Source organism: Sphingomonas sp. FW306-1B-B10E, from assembly GCF_058782005.1.
This window is the reverse complement of record NZ_JBYSXG010000018.1, coordinates 25,279-47,225: the sequence shown is the minus strand read 5'-3', so window position 1 is coordinate 47,225 and position 21,947 is coordinate 25,279. Positions and strand designations below refer to the sequence as shown.

The following is a 21,947-nucleotide window of genomic DNA, read 5'->3' as shown; positions in this document are numbered from 1 at the left end:
CGGGACGAAAGCCATTCCTAGGCGCGCTCGACATCGGTCACGCCCGTGACAGCAGACTCGCTGCGGCGGGCCCGCTGGACGCGTTCGACGATGCGCTGGTAGCCGATCCGGGCGGACAGGCTGAGCGCCTGGTCCAACAAGGCGCTACCGGATTTGGGATCGCCGCGCTGAATCAGGATCTCGCCGATCTGGACGCGAAGCGATATTTTGTGGAGGCTGTGGCCGAAACGGCATGCCACCGCCAGCGCATCGCAGGAATGCTTGAGCGCCGCGTCGAATTCCCCGCTCCACAACATCATCCGGGCCAGGCTGGCGCTGGCCTCGATGCGCACGCGATAGGAATCGGTGAGCGCCGCATAATCGAGCGCGCGGTGGATATCGTCCAGCGCCTGCCTGCGGGAAATGCCGCTGCCATGCGTGTGCCGCTCGGACCCCGCGCGGAGCAGGCGCGCGCGATAGGACATGTCCATCTGATGCGCTGCGTCGGCCGCGGCGATGGCGAGCTCAGTCTGATGCTTCGCGCTGTCCTTGTCGCGCGCGATCTGGCGGAGCGAGGCATAATGGCGCTGGAACAGCGCATAGCCACGCTGCTCCCCCAGCCGTCGCAAGATCGAGATCGAGCGCTCGAACAGACCCTTGGCGGTCTTCTCATAACCCCGATTCTGCCCGATCAGGCCGCGATAGCCGGTGATCAGCCCGACCATGAGCAGCTCCTCGCGAGTGAATTGCGGGTTCGAGCAATCGTCGATGAAGCCGGATTGCTCGCCGAAGAGGTTGAGGATCCGCCAGGCGCGTCCGCGGGAAACTCCCTCTTTGTCCGTGAAGCTTCGGGGCGCCGCCCAGAGCGCCTGATCGATCGTCGCCTCGATCTCGTCGAGCCGCGTCTCCGCACTGCGCAGGCGGCCGCGCTCGATGAGGACGCCGATCATGTTGAGGGTGATCCGGCGCCAATTGTGGCCCCGATGGTCGCGCTCGAGATGGGTCTCGTTCATGCGCAGCGCGAGGCTGAACGAGCGCCGCGCGCCGTACAGGTCCCCCTGTGCAAGTTTGACCACGCCGCGCTCGTTGTGGAGCCAGACGAGATCGTCCGGATAAAAGGGCTCGGGGCCGAGCTTGTCGAGAAGCGCCTTGTCGAGCTTCTTGGCCTTCACGATTTCCCGCACGATCTCGCGCGCGCTGGCGATCTTCCCGAAACCCGTGAGCAGCCGGTCGAGCCGGTCGGAATGCTCGGTAAGCGCGCCGTCACGCGACACGCTGACCAGGCGATCGTTGCGGTCGATCGAGAGGAGGTTGCTGGTCGAATAATAGCCGCGGATCACTGCGAGCGCTGCCCGGAGGCATGAAACCGCCCTCGGCGTGCACAAGGCCTGGAATTCGGCCTTGGTGACCCGCGTTTCGCCCGGATGGTTTGCGATCTGGACCAGATGCGCGGGCGTCAACGCATTCGCGACATCCGCCCTGAGGACGTCCGAGGTTGGAATGTGATCCTTGGGAGCGCCGATCAACCGATCGACGAGGTTGCCGAGCTCGTCATGGAATTGCGGCTCGGGCATGTAATCGTCGGCCGGCTGGGCCGCGAACAGTGACATGTTGAAGGTGCTGGACAATTTGGCTTCGGACAGCGGGACGCCGTGCCGCTCGCGCAGCTCTGTCGCCAGTGCGCGATGCAGCCCGAACCGCGACTTGAGCTCGACGGGGGCGGGCACGAACGGGGCTCCGTCATTGATATGGCTCTCTGCGTCGAAGCGCGCGATCTCGGTGACCAGCGCCAATTTGCGCAGCATCTCGACGGTCTCGAGCAGCAGGTCCTCCGCGGTGCCCGCCGAAGCCTTCTCGTGCAGTATCGCCGCGATCCGCGGCACGTGAAGCAGCACGTGGAGCTCGACCGGCCAGCCGATAAAAGCCATTGCTCGCAAGATCTCGAACGCCACCTCGCTGACGAGAAATTTCCCCAGCACGGCCGGTGCCAGATATGCCGAGAAGAATGCGCGGCGCACCGCATCGCGGCCCGTATGATGCGCGATCTGCAGCTTGGCGCGTGCGGCCGGACTGATGATCTTGTCTTCGGGCAGCACAGGCTGCAGCTTCTTCGCCTCGTCCTTGAAACGTTGGACCAGGAATTCGAGATATTTGGAATCGACGAGCTGCGCCGGATCCTCGGGGTCGGCCCTGCGCTCCGGCGCCGGCGTGGACATCGTGAACGTCACCTGGCCCAGCGTGTCGAGATAGCGGCGGAGGCGCTCGGTCCCCAGCAGGAGCCATTGCACGTTGGCCTGGGCATTCGCCGGGGCGAGCACGCAACGCAGCAAATGGTCGAGTTCGGCGCTCAGCGGCGCGCCGTCGAAGCCGAAGAAGCGATCGACGCCGTTCAGCACTACGAGCGCCGGCCGTTGAATTCTAAAGGCTTCGCCGGACGCGAGCAGAAGCTCCCGGCACGGGCGCGCCGCCTCGGGATCGGCACCCCGTTCCCACAGGAAGTCGGCGATGCCGGACAGCAGCGCGTCGCTGTCATAGCTGAAGCCCGCATTGACGAGCAGCCGGTCGCACGCTTCCGTCTTCGCGAAAGACCAGGGCCCGAGCTCGGTGGGGCCATTCTGGATAATCCATTCGGCGAGAAGGCCGCGCCCAAATCCGGGCTTACTCAGGCCCGCGTACAGGCGGGAAGATTGCGCGGCCGGCGGCACCGCGTCATCGCGGCTGGTTTGTTGGAATGTGATGGGGGTAGCGGGCGGCCTCGCATCGCTCGCGCCCGTAGCCGCAACGAATGTTTGCCTGTTGGCCGCGTCCGCGAGCAGCGGGGTTCCCCATAGGCGGACGGGACGGTCGCATTTGGCTTGCGCCCGCAGCACGGTATCCCGCCACCGGTCGCCGATCCGGTCGCCGAAGGTCTCGATTTTCCCAACGGTGTCCGGCAATTCGCGGACCATCGCCTCCAAGGCGGCGAGTGCGATTTCGGTTACCGCAGCCTGACGGCTCCTGCGGAGCCTGACCTTCTCTTCCGGAACGCTGTCGAGCGCCGCCTGTGCAGCTTGGTGCCTCAACCGGAAATGATGCGGCTTCTTCCTGCTCTTCCACACCAGGTCGTCGTCGAAGATCACCAGCACGCCCAGGCGCTGGAGGAAGTCCAGCCGCTTCAGCCGCTTCTCTTCGGCCCTGATCACGGGGTCGGTGTCGAAGCGCGTGGTGTTCCACAGCAGGAACGCGGGCGCGGTGCGGCGATAGGGGCTGTCGCTTACGAAATCCTGCAGCGTCGCGTTGATCTCGCCCTCGCTCATGCCGACGCCAACGAACAGGACGGGATTGCCGGCAAATAGCACGCGCAGCCCGTGCTCGAACGGGTTCTTGAACAGGTCGTCCCGCCGGTAGAGCCGGTCATAGTCGCGGATGTCGACGACCATCGAGTCGGGGAGGTCCGCGCGACCATGAAGGTGCAGGATATGGCGGTCGATGTTGGCCGACCCCACTGCGAATTCGATCAGGCGGTCCACGCGCTCCCGGTCGAGGACGTCGCTCTCTGTCGACATGCCATCGGCATTGGTGCGGCTCATGCGATTTATCCGGTCCCGCACGATCTGGCGCTGCGCAGTGGGCGCGCCGACATAGTCGAGGAATTTCCCCCCTTTGTCTGGGTCTGCACTGGCAACGGCTTTCGCATCGGCAAGCGCGAGCGCATCGCGCTCAGCCTGGCCGAGCATCAGTGCGCGCTCGAGCTCGAAGTCGTAATTCAGCGTGACGAAACGATTTATGCCGAGGCTCTGCAGTAGCGGTTCGACTGGCGACGGCTTCGACGGCCCGCTCCGCGTCCGAAAGCGCGCGGCGAACCTTTCGTCGAATTCCTCGCGCGGCGGCTTTTCCCCGGAGGCATTCGGCGTCCTTGTGCGGCCGTGGATCTGCAGCACTTCTTCCAGCGCATCGAATGCCTCCCGGATGACGTTGAAGTGCACGCGATTGTCGATGCGGCGGATTTCCGTCGGCTTGGTCTCGAGTTCGCCGCAATGGCGATCTATGGTATCGATCAGCGCGCGGGCCTGGCGATCGGTCGTGGCAAGCGTGTCGAGCCGGCCCTTTACGATCTCGGCACAGTCCCTCGCGTCCCGGCCGAACACCCGGCACAGCCCCTCCCAGGAGAAATAGCCGAGCGCCTCGGTGCTCATCGCGCCGGTCAGCGCGATCAGCCGGCCATCGCGCAAGCCGCGCGTCAGCTCGAGCAACGCGCGATCGCGCAACTTGTCATCGTCGAACAGGTATCGCTTGATGAACGTCGTCATGGCATCCCCCCCGGACAGGGGTTCATCTGCAACGGCGCATGACGGTATGCGACGACGCTCCCCCATGTTGATGTTGAATAAGCAACAGGTTCGACAGGAGCGAATCGCGAACTAGCTTCATCCTAGTATATCGCGTCCGAATTGGTAATCTATTCGAGCGGTCCATGATGATATCGCCGAAGTGTCGGAGCTCGCCTGGAAAATCGCAGCTTTGCTTCGGAAGTTGCTTGACCGCGGCAGTTTTATGGTCAATCTCGGGCTGCGGCGGGTCAATCAGAACAATAGCCGCGGTGTCGCAAAAACTGCTTTTTTGGACACGTCGGGGCGCCCCATCCATGCGCTCGGGCGACGGGGAGGGGCTATTGCGTCGACATCGCGTCGAGTGGCTGCGTGGCGCCATCGCGGGACTCGCTGTCGCGGCTGCCAGCGGCTGCACGCCGCACTCCTATGCCGGAATCGACCTGCGCCCGGGCCGCGCCCCGGCCGAGGTGCAGACGCTCGCCGCACGCGCGCAGGCGGGCGACAAGCAGGCCCAGCTCGAGCTGGGCATGCGCTATGAGACAGGGCGCGGGCTTCCTCGGAATCCTGTTCGCGCCGAGCGCCTATACGCCACAGCCTCGCGCAGCAGCGGCGGAAGATTGGTTGTGTATGTTCCTGCCGCGGCGGGTATGCCTTCGCGGCTGGAGGCTGTCGACAGGCCGCTGGTTCCCGGCTTGGCCGAGGCTCGCCTGCGGCTGGAGCGACTGCGTGCCGGAAGAGATCTCTCGCGATGAGTAAAGTGGCGCAAAGCGGGCCCTGGCCTTGCCTGACACGGCGCGCGGTATGTTCGTACCAACCTGATCCGGTGTGCAATTTGACTTTTCGCACGCAGGCCCTGCACCGGGCGCCCCGGAGCTCTGATCATCGACCATATTTGTCGATTTCGAGACGGAATTTCCGAATGCGTTTCATGAAACTCGGTCCGTCTAGAACTTTCGTAGCCGCGGTGTGCGGCATGATGATTATCTCAGCCGCATCCGCCCTGACGGGATGTCAATCCAGCGCGCACGATAGCCGTGGGAAAGAGTTGCTTAGATCCCAATGTAGAAGCGATCTGATTGTGGAAAAAAGATATCGCGCCGCGGCGGAAAAGCTAAAAGAATCCATTCGATCTGGGGTCGTCGATAGATGGAAGGATGTGCGTTTTTCAAGCGGTCGGTATAATGAAGGTATATATTTAACGCATTACGATAGTGAGATGAGTAAGGCAGGATTGGGCATAAAATTAGAAAAAGTTTCCGTAAGGGGAGCTGAAATATTAGAAATAAAGATGCCTGTCTTGAAAATATATAGCTCACGGTTCAGTTTAAATAGTTCAGAGTATAAATACATTGATTGTACGGACTTGTTAAAAAAAGACACTATTGATTTTATCTGATAGCCGAAACAATCTGGAGCGAGGTTCATGCCGGACACGCCGAAAACGCAGGATTATTATAACGCGTCCGTTTCGGCGCGTTTTGGCTATTACGCGCGTGTACTCCGTCCGGGAATGGCGCCAGCGGCGATCAAGGCCGCGATCAAGACGTTGCAGACGACGACGGGCGGGCCTCTCAATCAGCCCTTCGTGGCGCATCTGAACGACAACGAGATCGACGACTTCATTCGCGACTGGGAAATAGTCGGGTCCTCGGCCGACAACGCCCAGGCGCAGGCGGCCGGCCTGGACGCCGTAGTCCTGCGCTCGCGGACGACGCAAAAGCTCGCGGTGTCGATTGGCGGGGTCGGGCCGTATGATCTGGATATCGCCGAAGGCGCCAAACTCGTCGCGCAGTCGGAAGTGTATGGTTTCGACATGGGCGAGTTTCTCGCGCTCAAGGCGATCTTCGATCCGATTCGTGACCAATATGCGAATGACGCGATCGATATTTTCGGCCATTCCAAAGGTGGCCAGCTTGCAACCGTTTTGTACGCCGACCTCGCGCTCGGGGGATTTGGAGGGCGCATAAACGGCGTCTATGAATTCGCTCCCATGGGTGTGGATATCCGAAGCCACACCTCAGGGTTCTTTGCTGCGGCAATGTTGGGCCTATACGGTGATGCTGTAGATCCGGCTCTATTCGCGCGATCTGGCGAACTTGTAAATTTCCTCGAAAATAATCCGATACCCATCATTTCGTTCACAGCTGAAAACGATGTGGTAACCGGAGACTACTCTGTAACACAATTCTCCAATCACGGTAAGCGATATGGCAACAAGTTCGTCCTGCTGAACGACGGGCCGTTACAATACGCGCACAACATAAACACGATCGGCGGGCTGATGCTCAAGCCGTTCAATAACACCGGACCGCTCCCGATCACGCTTAGGCCGCCCGTCATCGGAGGCCCGCGGAACGATGAGAGCAGCGAATACGAGATCATCGTGACCGGTACCAGGATTCGCCGGACCTCGCGTTACGTCGCACCGGTTCGCGTGGTCGATCCGCGGACCGGCGTTCTCCTTCCCAGCCATCTGCGCCTTCGCACCGATCGCGATCCCGGAGGTGACGCCTCGGTCGTGGATCGGGATACCGGCAGGGCAGTCGAATATGAGACGGCGATCGTGGATGGGGTGCAGGTCGTAACGCGGCAGACCGTATACGATGCACTAGACCTGGACACGGGCGTTCCGAAGATCGCAGTGGTCCAGGAACTCGACGGCCAGGGCAGGATCATTTCGTCGAATATCCGCGTAGCGAATAACCCGCTGATGATCGAGTTCTCCGATGCCGGCGCGGCGCTCGGCCAGCAGCTGGGCCAGTTGCTCGCGGGCGGCGACAGGCTTGTCGGGATAGTGGCTTCTTCCGCGTTGCGGACCCTCGGCGACAGCCTAGGCGACGTGCTGGACGGACTTATCGGCAATCAGTCGGTCAACAACGCATCCAAGGATGCGTTCGCTGCCCTCGGTCCTGAATTTCTGGACAATCTGAAGTCGGCTGGCCTCGGCGCGGTGTCGTCGTTTCTGACCGCCGAACTGGTCAAGGCGATCGGCTTGGATGGCTTTGCGGGCGAGTTGTTCAACACTGCAGCTGGGTCGGTAATCGGCACGATCGTCACGAATCTCGCGAACGGCGCGACGTCGGCGTCGGGGATCTTCGCGAATGTCGGTGCTGCCGCCACGCTGGGTTCCGCAGTCGGATCGTTTCTGGGCAGCAAGCTCGCGAGCGAACTCGTCCATTTCGATACGATCGGCGGACAGCTCGGTTCGGCGGTCGGCAGCGCTCTCGGCTCCATCGCTGGCTTTGCCATTGGCGAGAAGGTCTTCGCATCGCTGGGCGCCGCACTTGGCGGGCCAATCGGTGCGGCGATTGGTGCGTTTGTCGGGACGCTGCTCGGCGGCGTGATCGGTTCGCTGTTCGGCGGCACGCCCCGGTCGGGGGCCGATGTGGTATGGGATGCCAGCAAGAGCGAGTTTGTCGTTGCAAACGTCTACTCGCGAAAGGGCGGTTCGAAGGACGCGGCGAGAGGCATGGCGGCCGCAGTCGCCGAGACTTACAACAACATCATCTCCGCAACGGGTGGCAAACTGCTCGCACCCGAACTGGTGCAAGCCGGCAATTACGGCATGCGCAAGTCGAACTACGTCTATCGTACGACGTCGATGCGTGACGATAATGCGATCAGCCAGAGCTTTTCTGGCAAGAATGGTATGGACCGGCTGATCGGCTACGGCATCTTCGAAGGCCTGACCGACGCCGATTTCAAGATTGCAGGGGGCGACGTCTATGTGAAGCGCGCGCTCTACAACACCTTCTCCAATGGTGGTCTCGATCCGCTGCATTTCGATGCCGGCGTGCTTCTGGGCAACATCGCCGTCGCGCAGCGCTACGAGACGTATCTCGGCAATTTCGGCACTATCAACGCATTGATAGCCGCTGAGCCGGACAGCGTCTTCACCGCGGAATGGGCGCTCACCTTCGCCAAGGCAGTCGAACTCGGCCTGACGCGTCGTCACGAAAGCGACTGGTATGGCGGCTTCACGCTCTTCATGGATGAGGCTGGCGCTACCGCCGCCAGCATGTCGTTCGGTTTCGACTATGATCCGGACGCAGATCGGGTGAGTCGCGTCGTCGGCGTCGGAGACTTCGTGCTGCCTGACAGCATCGACGTCGCCGGTCAGACCACGATCGCCGGCACCGCGAGCGCGGACATCATTCGCCTGGCAGGGGACCGGCTAGTCCAGACATCCGCGACCGAGAATGTCGGCCTCATCGTGGACGGCGCAGCGCATCGCGGGCAGGCGGTCTCGATCGATGTAGCGGCCGTCGTGGACGCGGGAGCCGGCAACGACATCGTCTACGCCTCGGACCGCGGCGACAATATCTTTGGCGGCGCCGGCAACGACACGCTCTACGGCGGCCGGCTCGATGACTGGCTGCTCGGTGGCGAAGGCAACGACACGCTCGATGCCGGTTCCGCGACGGCGGGCACGCTGGGCGGCGACGGCAATTATCTCGACGGCGGCGCCGGCGACGACATCCTTCGCGGCCGCGAAGGCTCGGACTGGCTCGAGGGCGGGGACGGAGTCGACCAGCTCTACGGCGGTGCCGGCGACGACATCCTCGCGGGCGGCGCGGGCATCGGCGACCGGTTGGAAGGCGGGCTCGGCTCCGACCAATATCTCGTCCGCCTCGGCGACGGCCGCGACGACGCGGTCGAGACCGGCTCGGCCGCGAGCACCGGCACGACCGTCGACTATATCGCGTCGCGCATGGCCGCGATCGAGAAGTGGAAGGTCAATGCGGCACAGGCGGGCGCGCTGCGGCCCGACTGGGTCGGCGGCGCGATCGGCGTGAGCCAGGGCCGGATCGACGGCGGCGAGGATTCGGTGGTCTTCGCGCCCGGAATCGGTCTCGGCGACATCCGCCTCGAGCGCTCGGGCACCAAGGCGACGCCGGGCGCCGACCTCCTCGTCACCGTGTTCCAGACGGTAAACGGCGTCCAGACCGAGAGCGCGCGGCTGACGCTCAAGGACTGGTTCGTCGATGCGTTCAAGCGCATCGAATGGCTGCGTTTCGCCGACGGCAATGCGATCAAGCTGAGCGACATTACCAGCTTCGTCATCGGCGGCTCGGGCAACGATCTGCTGATCGGCACTCAGGGCAACGATTTCATCTGGGGCGGCGCGGGCAATGATTCGATCCGCGGGCTTGCGGGCAACGACATCGCCCTTGGTGGGGCGGGGGACGACCTCGTCTCGGGCGATGCCGACAATGACATCGTCGTCGGCGGCCTCGGCAACGACCAGGTGCTGGGCGGGCTCGGCAATGATTCGCTGACCGGCGACGAAGGCACCGACGAGATCTATGGCGGCGACGGCAACGACATCGTCTCGGGCGGAGTCGGCGACGGCGACGTCGTCGTCGGCGGCAAGGGTGACGACCGGTTCAAATTCACTCGCGGCGACGGCCGCGATCTGATCTTCGACGATTATAACGACGCCGGCTGGACCACGGTGTTCGCCAGCGGCGTCTACCAGGCCGGCTACAGCATCGATGCGCAGGGCAGCGTGCTCTACACCTGGGGCGACGGCACCGTCGAGACGGTCGCGCTCAACAAGACCGGCAACCCGCACGTGCTCGACCTCGAATGGCGCGGCAAGTTCAACTGGGATGCCGATACCGGCACGCTGCGCCGCTTCGTCGGCCCGGCGAGCGGGTCGCTGGTGCAGGATTCCGGCATCGACACGCTCGAATTCGCGCCGGGCATCGACATCCAGGACGTCGTGTTGCGCCGCGTCGGCAACGATCTGGTGATGGCGATCGGTGATGACGATGCCGAGAGCGGCGACGCGCTCGCGCTGACCGATAGCGTCACGATCAAGGACTGGTATGTCGTCGGCGGCGGTGGCCAGATCGAGAAGCTCGCTTTCTACCAGACCGGCGTTCTTGACATCGAGACGGTGGTGAACGGCACGCCGACGATCAAGCGCAACCTTTATGCCGGCACCGATGCCGCCGACGGCACCGACGCGGCGCCGATGGGCGGCAGCGCGATCGACGACTGGATGACCGCGGGCGCCGGCGACGACGTCGTCGCGGGCGGGCTCGGCAACGACATCATCGCGGGCAATTCGGGGTCGGACACGCTGCGCGGCGAGGGCGGCGACGACGTGCTCTACGGCGGCACCGGCAACGACATGCTCGATGGCGGCGCGGGCAAGGACATCTTGGTCGGCGGCGCGGGCTTCGACATCGCCTCGTACAAATCGGCCACCGCGGCGGTGCGCGTCTATCTGTCGATGCCCAGCGGCAATCTCGGCGATGCGGTCGGCGACGAATATTACGGCATCGAAGGCGTGCTGGGCGGTTCGGGCAACGACACGCTCGGCGGTGATGCCGGACAGAACGAGCTCGAAGGCGGCGCGGGTACCGACATGCTCGGCGGCGGCACCGGCGACGATACCTATGTGTGGAACCTCAATTACGGCGCGGACACTGTCTACGACGCGGCGTTCACCGTCACCGGCGGGACCTGGACGTTCGACACCACCGTCGACGCCGGTATCGACGTGCTCGAGCTCGGCGCGGGGCTGAGCCTCACCGACATGCAGTTCGTCTGGTCGGCGAGCGACCTCTATCTGCGCAAGGACAACAATGCCGCGCAGCAGATCAAGCTGCAGGGCCAGGCCAATGCGAACACCCGCATCGAGGCGCTCCAGCTCGCCGATGGCCTGGGAATATCGCTGACCAGCGTCCTCGTCGCGGCAGGCTCGGCGCAACTCGTCGGCACTGCCGGTGACGACCTCCTCGCCGGCCGCGTCGGTGCGCTCGCCGACAATCTCGCCGGTGGCGCTGGCAACGACGCCCTGGTCGGCTATGCCGGTGACGACCTGCTGTTCGGCGGCGACGGCGACGACGTGCTCGAGGGTGGCGTGGGTGCCGATACGCTCGACGGCGGCGCGAACACGGCGATCGGCACGACCGAGACCGCCGGCGACACGGTGCGCTATGTCAGTTCGACGGCAGGCGTGACCGTCAACCTCACCGTCACCCGCGCCCAGGCGGGTGGCGACGCCGCGGGCGACGTGCTGATCGGAATCGAGAATGTCGTGGGCTCGCAGCTTGTCGACACGATCACCGGCGACGCGGGCGGCAACCGCCTGGCGGGACTCGACGGCAACGACACGCTGCGCGGCGGCGGCGGCGATGACGTGCTGCTCGGCGACGGCGGCGACGACTTGCTCTATGGCGAGGATGGCCTTGACGCGATCTCCGGCGGCGACGGGGCCGACCAGATTTGGGGCGGCGCAGGCGACGACCGGCTCGACGGCGGCGAGGGCAATGACACCCTATGGGGCGACGCCGGCAAGGATTCGCTCACCGGCGGGGCCGGCCGCGACTATCTGTACGGCGGCGATGACGACGACACGCTCGACGGCGGCGACGGGAACGACAATATCGACAGCGGCCTGGGCAACGACACCATTCGCGGCGGCGCCGGCAACGACGCGCTGTCTGACGGCGGCGGCGACGACGTCTATCTGTTCGATTCGCAGTCGGGCGATGACGCGCTGATTGATCTCGCGGGCAAGAACCGCATCGTCTTCGACGAGTCGGTGCGTTTCGACCAATTGTGGTTCGCCAAATCCTATTCCGATCTCGTTATCGGCATCATCGGCAGCGCCAGCCGGGTGCGTGTCGTCAATTATTACGCGACGACCGCGACCGGACTGATGTCGTCGGTGTCGACGACGACGCACACCTTGTTCCTCGCCCACGCCGCGCCGCTCATCGACGCGATGACGGCGCTTCAGGTTGCGGCACCGACGGCGATGCCCAGCGCAGTCGCCTCCCTGCTCGCGACCTATTGGCACCAGGGCGACAAGGCCGCGCCGACGGCGAGCGCGATTTCGCTCACCACCAGCGAGGACACGCCTTCCGCGACGCTGTCGGTCAACGCGGTCGACGACGACGACAACATCACCGGTTACGCGATCGGGTCGGCCGCCGGCCATGGCAGCGTTGCGCTCAATGCGACGTCGGGCCAGTTCGTCTACACGCCGGGCGCCGATTATGCCGGCGCGGACAGCTTCTCGATCGTCGTCACCGACGCCGATGGCCAAAAGGTCGAGGTCCAGGTCGGCGTCACCGTCACTGCGGTCAACGACGCGCCGGACGCGATCACCGTATCCGGTCCGGCGCTCGCGGTCGCCGAGGGCGGCGCCGGCAGCGCCACCGTCGCGGGCACCGTTGTCGGCCAGCTCGTGTCGAGCGACGTCGACGGCGACACACTGACCTTCAGCCTGCTCGACGATGCGGGTGGCCGCTTCCAGATCAGCGCCAACGGCCAGGTCAGCGTCAAGACTCCCGGACTGGTCGATTTCGAGGCGGCGCAGAGCCACGCGATCACCGTCCAGGTCTCCGACGGTCACGGCGGGACGCGCCAGGCCGGCTTCACCGTCGCCGTCAACAACGTCAACGAGAAGAACGTCCTCCCTGCCAGCGCAAACCTGAGCATCGCCGAGAACACGGCGATCGGCACGGTCGTCGGCACGATGACCGCGACCGATCCCGACGGCGCGCATGCCTATGGCCAGCAACGCTATTCTTTCCTCAACGGCAGTACCGCGAGCGCGACTTCGTCCGATGGGCGCTATACGATCGACGCGGTCACCGGAGTGATCAAGACCGCCGCCGCGCTCAACTTCGAGGCGGCCAATCCGAGCGTGGTCTATCAGGTGATCGCGCGCGACAATGCCGGCGCCGCGCCGTACAACCAGGCGGTGTCGAGCGTGACGATCGGCATCACCAACGTCAACGAAGCCAACAGCCTGCCGGCGACGCTCGCGATGAACGTCACCGAGAACGTCGCGATCGGCACGCCCGTCGGCACCGTCACCGCGACCGATCCCGACGGTGCGCACGTCTTCGGCCAGCAACGCTATTTCTTCTTGAACGGCACCACCGCGAGCGCCACTTCGGGCGACGGCCGCTACACGATCGATGCCGTTACCGGCGCTATCAAGACCGCGGCGGGCATCAGCTACGAGGCCGGCGCATCGGGCACCTACAAGGTGATCGCGCGCGACAATGCCGGCGCGTCGCCCTACAATCAGGCGGCGACCGAGGTCACGATCACGGTCAACGACGTCAACGAGGCGAACAGCCTGCCGGCGACGCCCAACATGACCGTGGCCGAGAATGTCGCGATCGGCACCACCGTCGGGACGATCGTCGCGGCGACCGATCCCGACACTGCGGGGACGGCCTTCGCCCAGCAGCGCTATTCTTTCCTCAACGGCACCACCGCGAGCGCGACCTCGGCCGACGGCCGCTACACGATCGACGCGCTCACCGGCACGATCAAGACCGCCGCGGCGCTCAACTTCGAGGCCGGCACGACGAGCGTCTCCTACACGGTGATCGCGCGCGACAATGCCGGCGGCGCGGGCTATTTCCAGGCGCAGACCAGCTTCACGATCGCCGTGACCGACGTCAACGAGGCGCCCACCGACATGACGTGGACGCCGGGTGCGATCAGCGTTCAGGAGCGCGACCGCATCGCGGCGACCGCTCCCGATGCGGCGCGTCCCGCGGTCGTGCTGGCGGCTTTCGGCGTCACCGACCCCGATACCGCCGGATCGGCCTTCGCGACCTTCACTTACGCGGTGAACGACAGCCGTTTCGAGTTCGTCGGCAACAGCCTGCGGCTCAAGGCGGGCGTGTCGCTCGACTACGAGGCGGCGGCGTCGATCGCGCTTACCGTAACCGCGACCGACACGTCGGCCACGCCGCAATCGATCGCCAAGCCCGTGACGATCACCGTCAACAATCGCGACGACGTGCTCGAGGGGAGCGCCACCGGCGACGTCCTCACCGGCCAGCAGAATCGCGACCTGATCTACGGCAATGGCGGCGCGGACGTTCTCAACGGCGGCGCGGGCGACGACATGCTGGACGGCGGCACCGGCGAGGACCGGCTGATCGGGGGTCTGGGCGCGGATACGCTGTACGGCCGCGAGGATGCCGACACGCTGATCGGCGGCGACGGCAACGACATCCTTTATGGCGGCGCCAATTATGCCGGCACGAACGATGAGCTGTTCGGTGATGCCGGCAACGACGCGCTCTACGGCGAGGACGGCGACGACCTGCTCGTCGGTGGTGCAGGCGCGGACCTGCTCGACGGCGGCGCCGGCAATGACTGGGCCGATTACAGCCGGCAGAGCGAAGGGGTGGCGGCGGCCGCAGGCGTGATCGCCGATCTCGTCACGGCGGCCAACAATACCGGCCTCGCCGCGGGCGATACCTTCGTTTCGATCGAGAATCTGATCGGCACCGGCTTCGACGATACCCTTCGCGGCGATGCCAATGCCAACACCCTGCGCGGCGGGGCCGGCAACGATACGCTGGTCGGCAATGCCGGGAACGACACGCTCGAAGGCGGGGCGGGTGCCGACAATCTCTCGGGCGGCGACGGCAACGACATGCTCGACGGCGGCGACGGCAACGACATCATCTATGGCGGTGCCGGCAACGACACGCTGATCGGCGGCCTCGGCAACGACCAGCTCTTTGCGGAGAGCGGCGACGACCGGCTCGACGGCGGTGCGGGCGACGACGTGCTGAACGGCGGGCTCGACAACGACACCTATATCATGACCCGCAGCTCGGGCGCGGACACGATCAACAATTACGATCCGTCAGGTGCGGATATCGACGTGATCGGCCTGCAGGACGCCACGCCAATCGAATCCAAGGACCTCTGGTTCGAGCGCAGCGGCAACGACATGATCGTGTCGGTGATCGGCACCACGTCGAGCAGCCGGATCGTCGGCTGGTACACCATGCCCGGCGTCGACGGTGCCAATTTCAAGATCGACTTCATCATTGCGGGCGTCGCCCAGAGCAAGACGATCAACGTCGAGGCGCTTGTCCAGCTGATGGCGACCAAGACCAAGCCGACCACCGTCGCGGCGCGCGACACGCTGATGGCCGACACCACCTATAAGGCGAAATGGGCGACCTATTGGGGCACTAACGAGAAGCCCGTGATCGCCGCGGTCGCCAATCAGACGATCGGCGAGGACACGCCGCTGGTGCTGACGATCACCGCGACGGACGACATCACCCCCGCGGCGGGAATCGCCACCACGGCGCAGATCCTGTCCGGCGGCACGGTGATCCCGCAGAGCAACCTCGTCTGGGGCCTGCCCGATTCGCAGGGCCGCCGCACGCTGACGATCACCCCGGCGGCGAACGTCGCCGGCGCCGCGACGATCCGCCTGACCGCCACCGATGCCGGCGGCGTCGTCAGCGACGTGCGCGACTTCAACGTCACGGTCACCGGGACCCCGGACAAGCCCATCATCTCGTCCTTCTCGGGGCTGTCCGGCATGTCGGGCCAGGCGCTGCCACTCAACATCAATCTGAGCTTCCCCGATCACGACGGGTCCGAACTTCATGAAATCTGGATCACCGGCGTTCCCGCCGGCCTCACGCTGACCCAGGGCAGCTATGACAGCGCTACCGCGACATGGAAGCTGAGCGAAGGACAGACTGACGAGGTCGCGATCATCTTCCCCGAAGGATGGAGCAAGGATCTCAACCTGACGCTGACCGCGCGTGCAACGGAGAACGGCCAGACCGCCACCACCATCGCGACCACCACGATGGTGATCAACGCGTCGCCGACCGACATGCGCCTCGGCGGCAACGGCCTCGCGGGCCCCTCGGTGTTCGAATATACGCCGAGCACCAATCCCTCGGGTGCCTATGTCGGCGTCGTCGCTCCGGTCGATCCCGACTCGCTCGACCGCAATCGCGTCACCACGAATTTCGCCGCGATGCCGCTGCGTGGAACCGGCGAGGAGCGGGTCATCAGCGCCACCGGGCCGAGCGGCGGCGCGGTCAATGTGCTAGAGACCGGCCAGTTCAGCGGCGCGAGCGATCAGCCCGGGGGCGGCGTGTTCGACATGGGCGCAGGCGCGATCGACGTCAGCAAGGTCTACAAATATACGATCTACGTGAAGGCCGAGAACAACTCGCCGCATACGCTCTATTTCGGTACCCGCGGCAATGTCGAGAATGCCCAGACCGGCGCGGCCGACACCAATCCCTATTTCTGGTATCAGCAGGCCGGCACGCTGGTGCAGGACCGCTGGTATCGGATCGAAGGCTATGTGCTGCCGACCGGGTCGGCGCTGGTGCCGCAAGGGTTGTTCGGCGGCGTGTACGATACCGTCACCGGCGCGAAGGTCGGCAACACCAACACCTTCCGCTTCGCCCCGGGCGCGACCGACACCGGCGCGCGCTTCTTCAGCTATTATGGCGAGGGCACCTCGGGCTACAGTGCGCAATGGTATCAACCCGTCGTCGAGCAGCAGGATTTCACCTATACGCTGACCAACAACGCCGGCGGGCGCTTCGCGATCAACCCGGTCACGGGGCTGATCACCGCGGTCGGCACTGCCTTCGATTATGAAGCGGGGACGAGCCACAACGTTACGATCAGCGTGAATGACGGGGCGGGCGGCCAGCTCAGCCAGACCAAGACGATTGCAGTCACTGACGTCAACGAAGCCCCGACGATCTCGGGCGGGCCGGTGTCGGTCTATTATGACGAGACCGGGCTCGGTGCGAACCCGGCCACCGTCGGCGGGGTCTTCGCCACCTTCACGCTCGCAGACCCCGATACCGGGCAGTCGCCTTCGCTGCAGCTTGTATCCAATCCCGGCGGATTCTTCGCGATTTCAGGGAACGGTATCAAGTTCGCGTCGGCGCTCGATTACGAGACGCTGAAGAATGCGGGCTATGCCGTGGGCGACTTCAACGGCGACGGCCGAACCGAAGCATTTGTCGGCGACGTGGTCGTCCGAGCGACCGACGGCGCGCTCGCCTCTGCGAACAGGACGGTCAAGGTCTACGTGCAAAACGTCAACGAGACGCCCTATTTCACTGGCGGCGGCGATTGGCGCTTCTTCGACGAGACCGGGCTGGGCGGCAATCCGGCGAACGGAAGTGTCGCGGTCACCACCTTCACTGCGGCCGATCCGGATGGCACCGCCCCGACCTTCCAGCTGCTCAACAATCCCGGCGGCTGGTTCTCGCTCGACGGCTCGACGCTACGCTTCACTGGCGCAAATCTCAGCTACGAGGCGTTCCGCGACTCCGGCCAGTACAGCATCTATGACTGGAACGCCGACGGCCGGCTCGAAGCCTATATCGCCGATGTCTGGGTCCGCGCGACCGACGGCAGCGCCTATGTCGACAAGCTTACCCAGGTGTTCATCAGCGACGTTGCCGAAGCCCCAGTGATCGCCAGTGGCGGCGGCTGGCAGTTCTTGGATGAGACCGGGCTCGGCGGGGCGCGCGCCGCCAATGCCGACCAGATCGTCGCGACTTTCGCGATGAGCGACGGCGACGGCACCACGCCCAGCCTCGTGCTTGCGAACAATCCCGGCAATTGGTTCTATATCTCGGGCAACACGCTGCGAGTGCGCCCAGGCTTCAACTTCGACTTCGAGAGCCTGCGCGCGCAGGGCTATGGCATCAACGATTGGAACGCCGATGGTCGGCTCGATGCCCATATTGCCGACGTCTATGTCCGGGCTACCGATGGCGGCCTGAACTCGCCGGACGTGCTCACCCAGGTGTTCATCAGCGACAGCAACGATCGCCCGAACAACCTTGTCCTCGAGGCAACCAACGTCTTCAAGGAGACTGGCGACGGCAACAGCCATGCCGGCGCGCTCCAGGGACGCTTCACGCTGTCCGACCCCGATGGAACCACCCCGCGGCTCGAGATCGTCGGCGGCAACGATTATAACTGGTTCCAGGTCAACGGCCAGCACATCCAGGTTACGGGCGCCAACTGGACGGCCGATTGGCTGCGCTCGACCCTGGGCGCTTACGGCCAGGACGCCGGCTTCTACTACGACAGCAACGGCAACGGCATCCCCGAAATCCGCATCGCGACGCTGCAGCTGCGCGCCAATGACGATCGCGGCGGCGTCTCTGACACCTTCGCCTACAACGTCTATATCGAGGAGCGGAACGAGCAGAATTCGCTCGGCAACACCGTGCTCGGCGTGGACGAAAATGTCGGACTCGGCACCGTCGTCGGCACGGTGACCGCCAGCGATCCGGACCTGTGGGCGCCCTATCGCGACCAGCGTTATTATTTCTGGGACGGCGCCAACATCAGCAGTACCTCCTATGACGGGCGCTTCACGATCGACGCAGTGAGCGGCGTCGTGCGCACCAATGCCGGCCTCGACTATGAATCCGCCAATGCCTTCGCCTATACCGTCACGGCGCGCGACAATGGCGGCAATGCCGGCTACACCCAGTCCTTCGCGCGGGTCGATATCGGCGTGCGCAACGTCAACGACAATGCGCCGACCTGGGTCAGCTATCCCGGCATTCACCTCGTCGAGAACGCCAACCAGATGGGCGAGATCGTCGGGGGCGTGGTGGCGACCGACGGCGACGGCAACAATACGATCACCTATTCGATGTGGGAGGGCTCTAACCCCGGCGGCATCTTCGGCATCAATCCGCAGACCGGGCAGATACAGCTGCTGCACGCCACGATCGATTACGAAGCGAGCTATTGGACGGCGGGCGGCACGACCGGCAAATATGCCGACCTCCTCGTCTATGCGAGCGACGGCATGATCAGCACCGGCGTCACCGTCCGGATCGAGATCGAGAACAAGCGCAAATATCTTTGGAATAACAGAGCGCTAAACTCGGCATATCACCCGGAATCGCGCTCGACCTATACGGGGGGTGGGCCGCTATTGATGAGCGGTAACGAGACGCTCACGGCATCCTCGGCGAACGCGATCGGTTGGGGCTATGAATGGTTTAATGAATGGTTCCTTTATGGTCCTGAGGGCCTAGTAGGATATTATTCAGAGTATCATCAGTCTGAAGGGTTAACTAGAAATAGACCGGAGAGTTCGGCGCAATATGCTGACGGTTACGTAACGATAGGTAATTCGCAGAATTGGTCTGTGTACTCGGATGATGAGAATAACACCAATAACTTAGGATACTATGGAGGCTTCCCGATCGGGATAGACTTGGGCGGCGACGGCCTAGTCGTAACCGACATGCTTAAAACCAACGTCTTCTTTGATCGCGACGGCGATGGCTGGCGTGATCGCACGAGCTGGATCGGCGCCGACGACGCCTTCCTTGCGCTCGACCGCGATGGTGACGGCCTGATCACGGGCAGCGACGAGATCAGCTTCGTCGGCGACAAGCCCGGCGCGACGACCGATCTCGAGGGGCTTGCCGGGTTCGACGACAATGGCGACGGCGTGCTCGATGCGCAGGATGCGCGCTATGGCGCGTTCCGGATCTGGCAGGACGCCAACCAGGACGGTGTCAGCCAGGCCGAGGAGCTACGCTCGCTCGCCGAGGCAGGAATCACCTCGCTGTCGCTGCGCGGCACGGCCACCGGCGACAGCTTCACCGGCGGCAATGGCACTACGCTTGCGACGGCGGATTTCCTGCGCGCCGACGGCAGCCGCGGCACGCTGCACGACCTCGTGCTCGGCTATCTCCATGCCAATGGGGGACCGTCTGCGGACGAAGAGGAAACCGCGGCGGCGTTGTCGGCGGTTCCGGCGGAAAAGGACGGCCTCGCCGCTCCGATCATCTTCGACCTCGACGGGGACGGGAAGACGATCGTCCCGCTGGCGGAAAGCAAGACGTTGTTCGACATGGTCGGCGACGGCCAGCTCCACAAGACCGCCTGGGCGGACGCCGGGGACGGTTTCCTCGTCCGCGATCGCAATGGCAACGGCGTGGTCGACGGGATCGGCGAGATCTCCTTCGTCGCCGACAAGGCCGGCGCCAAGACCGATCTCGAGGGGCTGGCGGCGTTCGACGACAATGGCGACAAGGTACTCGACACTAACGATGCCAGCTTTGTCGGGTTCAGCGTGTGGATCGACGCCAACGCCAATGGCCGCACCGATGCCGGTGAATTGCAGAGCCTCGCCCAGGTCGAGATCGGCTCGATCAGTCTGGCCGGCGTCGCCACCGGCCAGACCGCCGCGCAGCGTACCGGCGGGCAAAGCGTGATCTTCAACACCGCCGGCTTCACGCTCTCCGATGGCACGATCGGCAGCCTCAGCGATGTCGGGCTCGCGTTCGACACGGCCGGGCAGGGCGCGGTCGGCGCCTGGACGACAAGGCCGGTGCTCGGCGAGGATCGCTTCAACCTCAAATCGGGCAAGGCGCGGATCAGTGCGGCGGGCGGCCAGTTCGTCGTGCGCCAGCGCGGGACCGACGCGCTGTTCGACCCCATGGCGGGGGCGATGGCGGCCGCGACGATCCTCAAGTTCCGCGACAAGACCGTCGGCATGCTCGGCGCGTTCGTGCTCGACCTGGACGGCGACGGGATCGAGATCGAGCACCAGCGCAATTCCGACGCCCAGTTCGACATGGACGGGAACGGTTGGCGCGACAACACCGGCTGGCTCGGCAAGGGCGATGGCTTCCTGGTCATCGACCGCAACGACGACGGCCGCATCACCACGGGCGCCGAGCTGTCCTTCCTCGGCGAGAAGGCCGGCGCGGGGACCAGCTTCGAGGGTCTGGCGCTCCTGGACAGCAACAAGGACGGTAAGATCACCGCCGCCGACGCCCGCTTCGGCGAGCTCAAGGTCTGGCGCGATGCCAATCGCAACGGCAGCAGCGACGCGGGCGAGCTCCAGTCGCTCGCCGCGTTCGACATCACCGAGATCAGCCTGCGCAACAGCGCGACTCAGGTCTCGAACCAGACGATCGGGTCGAACCTGATGCTGTCGACCGCGGTGTTCACGCAGAGTGGCAAGACCAAGACGATCGCCGATATCGCCTTCGCCTTTTCACCTGCAGCGAGCAGATTGGGCGCCGCTGCACTCTCGCCGCTCGACGATCTGACGCGGATCGATGCAGGCGCCGCACTTGACGCGGATAGCCCACTCGACGCGCGACTGGCGCTGATGCGCCAGGCGATGAGTGGATTCGGTATTGAATCGGCGGCAGAGACACGGCTCGAAAAGCGCGATACCAACAGCAGTTACGACTTCTATGCGGCAACCGCAGCATGACCGGAAACACGATGAACGAGACGAGCGCGCCACCGACCGTAAGCCACCTCCTGGGCGAGATGACCTGGCTGCTCACGCAATCGCCGCTGCACCGGGCGCTGGCGATCGGCGATCTCGAATGGCTGGTGATGCCCGCATTGCTCACCGAGCAATTCTACATCTTCCGCGACGAGGACCGTCCGGTCGGACTGGCATTGTGGGCGCAAACCAGCGCCGAGGGCGAGGCCAAGCTCGAACGCGGGATGATCGAGCCGGCGAACCGGCTCACGCTCGAGGAATGGAGCAACGGCGACCGGCTGTGGCTGGTCGATCTGATCGCCCCGTTCGCCGATGCCACCAACAAGCATCTCGAGATCATGATGGCGGATCTCATCTCTAAGCCGCTGCATGGGCGCAGCTTCCAGTTCCATCGCACCGATCCGGTGACGGGTGCGCGGACCGCCCAGCGCGTCGAAGCCGATGCGGGCGACAAGCTGGCCGAGGCAATCGCGGCGCACGTCGGCGCCGCGGCGAACTGAAGCCGGCACGACGCCCGCAAGTCGTTTGGTCGCAGAATCGGCGATCGACCGCACGAAATTCTTGGCGAAAGACCTGGCCTGACTTTA

Annotated in this window: 6 protein-coding genes; 4 read left to right on the top strand and 2 right to left on the bottom strand. The window is 64.5% G+C overall.

Annotated elements, in window-relative coordinates:
- Positions 1–17: 17 nt before the first annotated feature.
- Positions 18–4,268 carry an SIR2 family protein gene (locus tag AC3WJI_RS09425; RefSeq protein ID WP_492757000.1) on the bottom strand — a complete coding sequence of 1,417 codons (4,251 nt, stop codon included), beginning with the start codon at positions 4,266–4,268 and terminating at the stop codon, positions 18–20.
- Between the two features lie 362 nt (positions 4,269–4,630).
- Here AC3WJI_RS09425 and AC3WJI_RS09420 point away from each other — a divergent pair, with 362 nt between their 5' ends.
- Together AC3WJI_RS09420 and AC3WJI_RS09415 are read left to right on the top strand one after the other, a co-directional pair.
- Positions 4,631–5,041 carry a hypothetical protein gene (locus AC3WJI_RS09420; protein ID WP_492756999.1) on the top strand — a complete coding sequence of 137 codons (411 nt, stop codon included), beginning with the start codon at positions 4,631–4,633 and terminating at the stop codon, positions 5,039–5,041.
- Between the two features lie 167 nt (positions 5,042–5,208).
- Positions 5,209–5,685 carry a hypothetical protein gene (locus AC3WJI_RS09415; protein ID WP_492756998.1) on the top strand — a complete coding sequence of 159 codons (477 nt, stop codon included), beginning with the start codon at positions 5,209–5,211 and terminating at the stop codon, positions 5,683–5,685.
- Here AC3WJI_RS09415 and AC3WJI_RS09410 read toward each other — a convergent pair.
- A complete protein-coding gene (locus tag AC3WJI_RS09410; RefSeq protein WP_492756997.1) occupies positions 5,656–6,303 on the bottom strand; it encodes a hypothetical protein in 648 nt (215 codons plus the stop codon). The genes AC3WJI_RS09415 and AC3WJI_RS09410 overlap by 30 nt on opposite strands.
- Positions 6,304–6,672: 369 nt before the next feature.
- Between AC3WJI_RS09410 and AC3WJI_RS09405 the strand changes: the two genes are divergently transcribed.
- Both AC3WJI_RS09405 and AC3WJI_RS09400 read left to right on the top strand, forming a co-directional pair.
- On the top strand, positions 6,673–21,342 hold the full coding sequence (locus AC3WJI_RS09405) for an SPM autocatalytic domain-containing protein (protein ID WP_492756996.1): 14,670 nt from the start codon (positions 6,673–6,675) through the stop codon (positions 21,340–21,342).
- On the top strand, positions 21,339–21,860 hold the full coding sequence (locus AC3WJI_RS09400) for a toxin-activating lysine-acyltransferase (protein WP_492756995.1): 522 nt from the start codon (positions 21,339–21,341) through the stop codon (positions 21,858–21,860). Before AC3WJI_RS09405 ends, AC3WJI_RS09400 begins: the two co-directional genes overlap by 4 nt.
- The last annotated feature ends 87 nt before the right edge of the window (positions 21,861–21,947 follow it).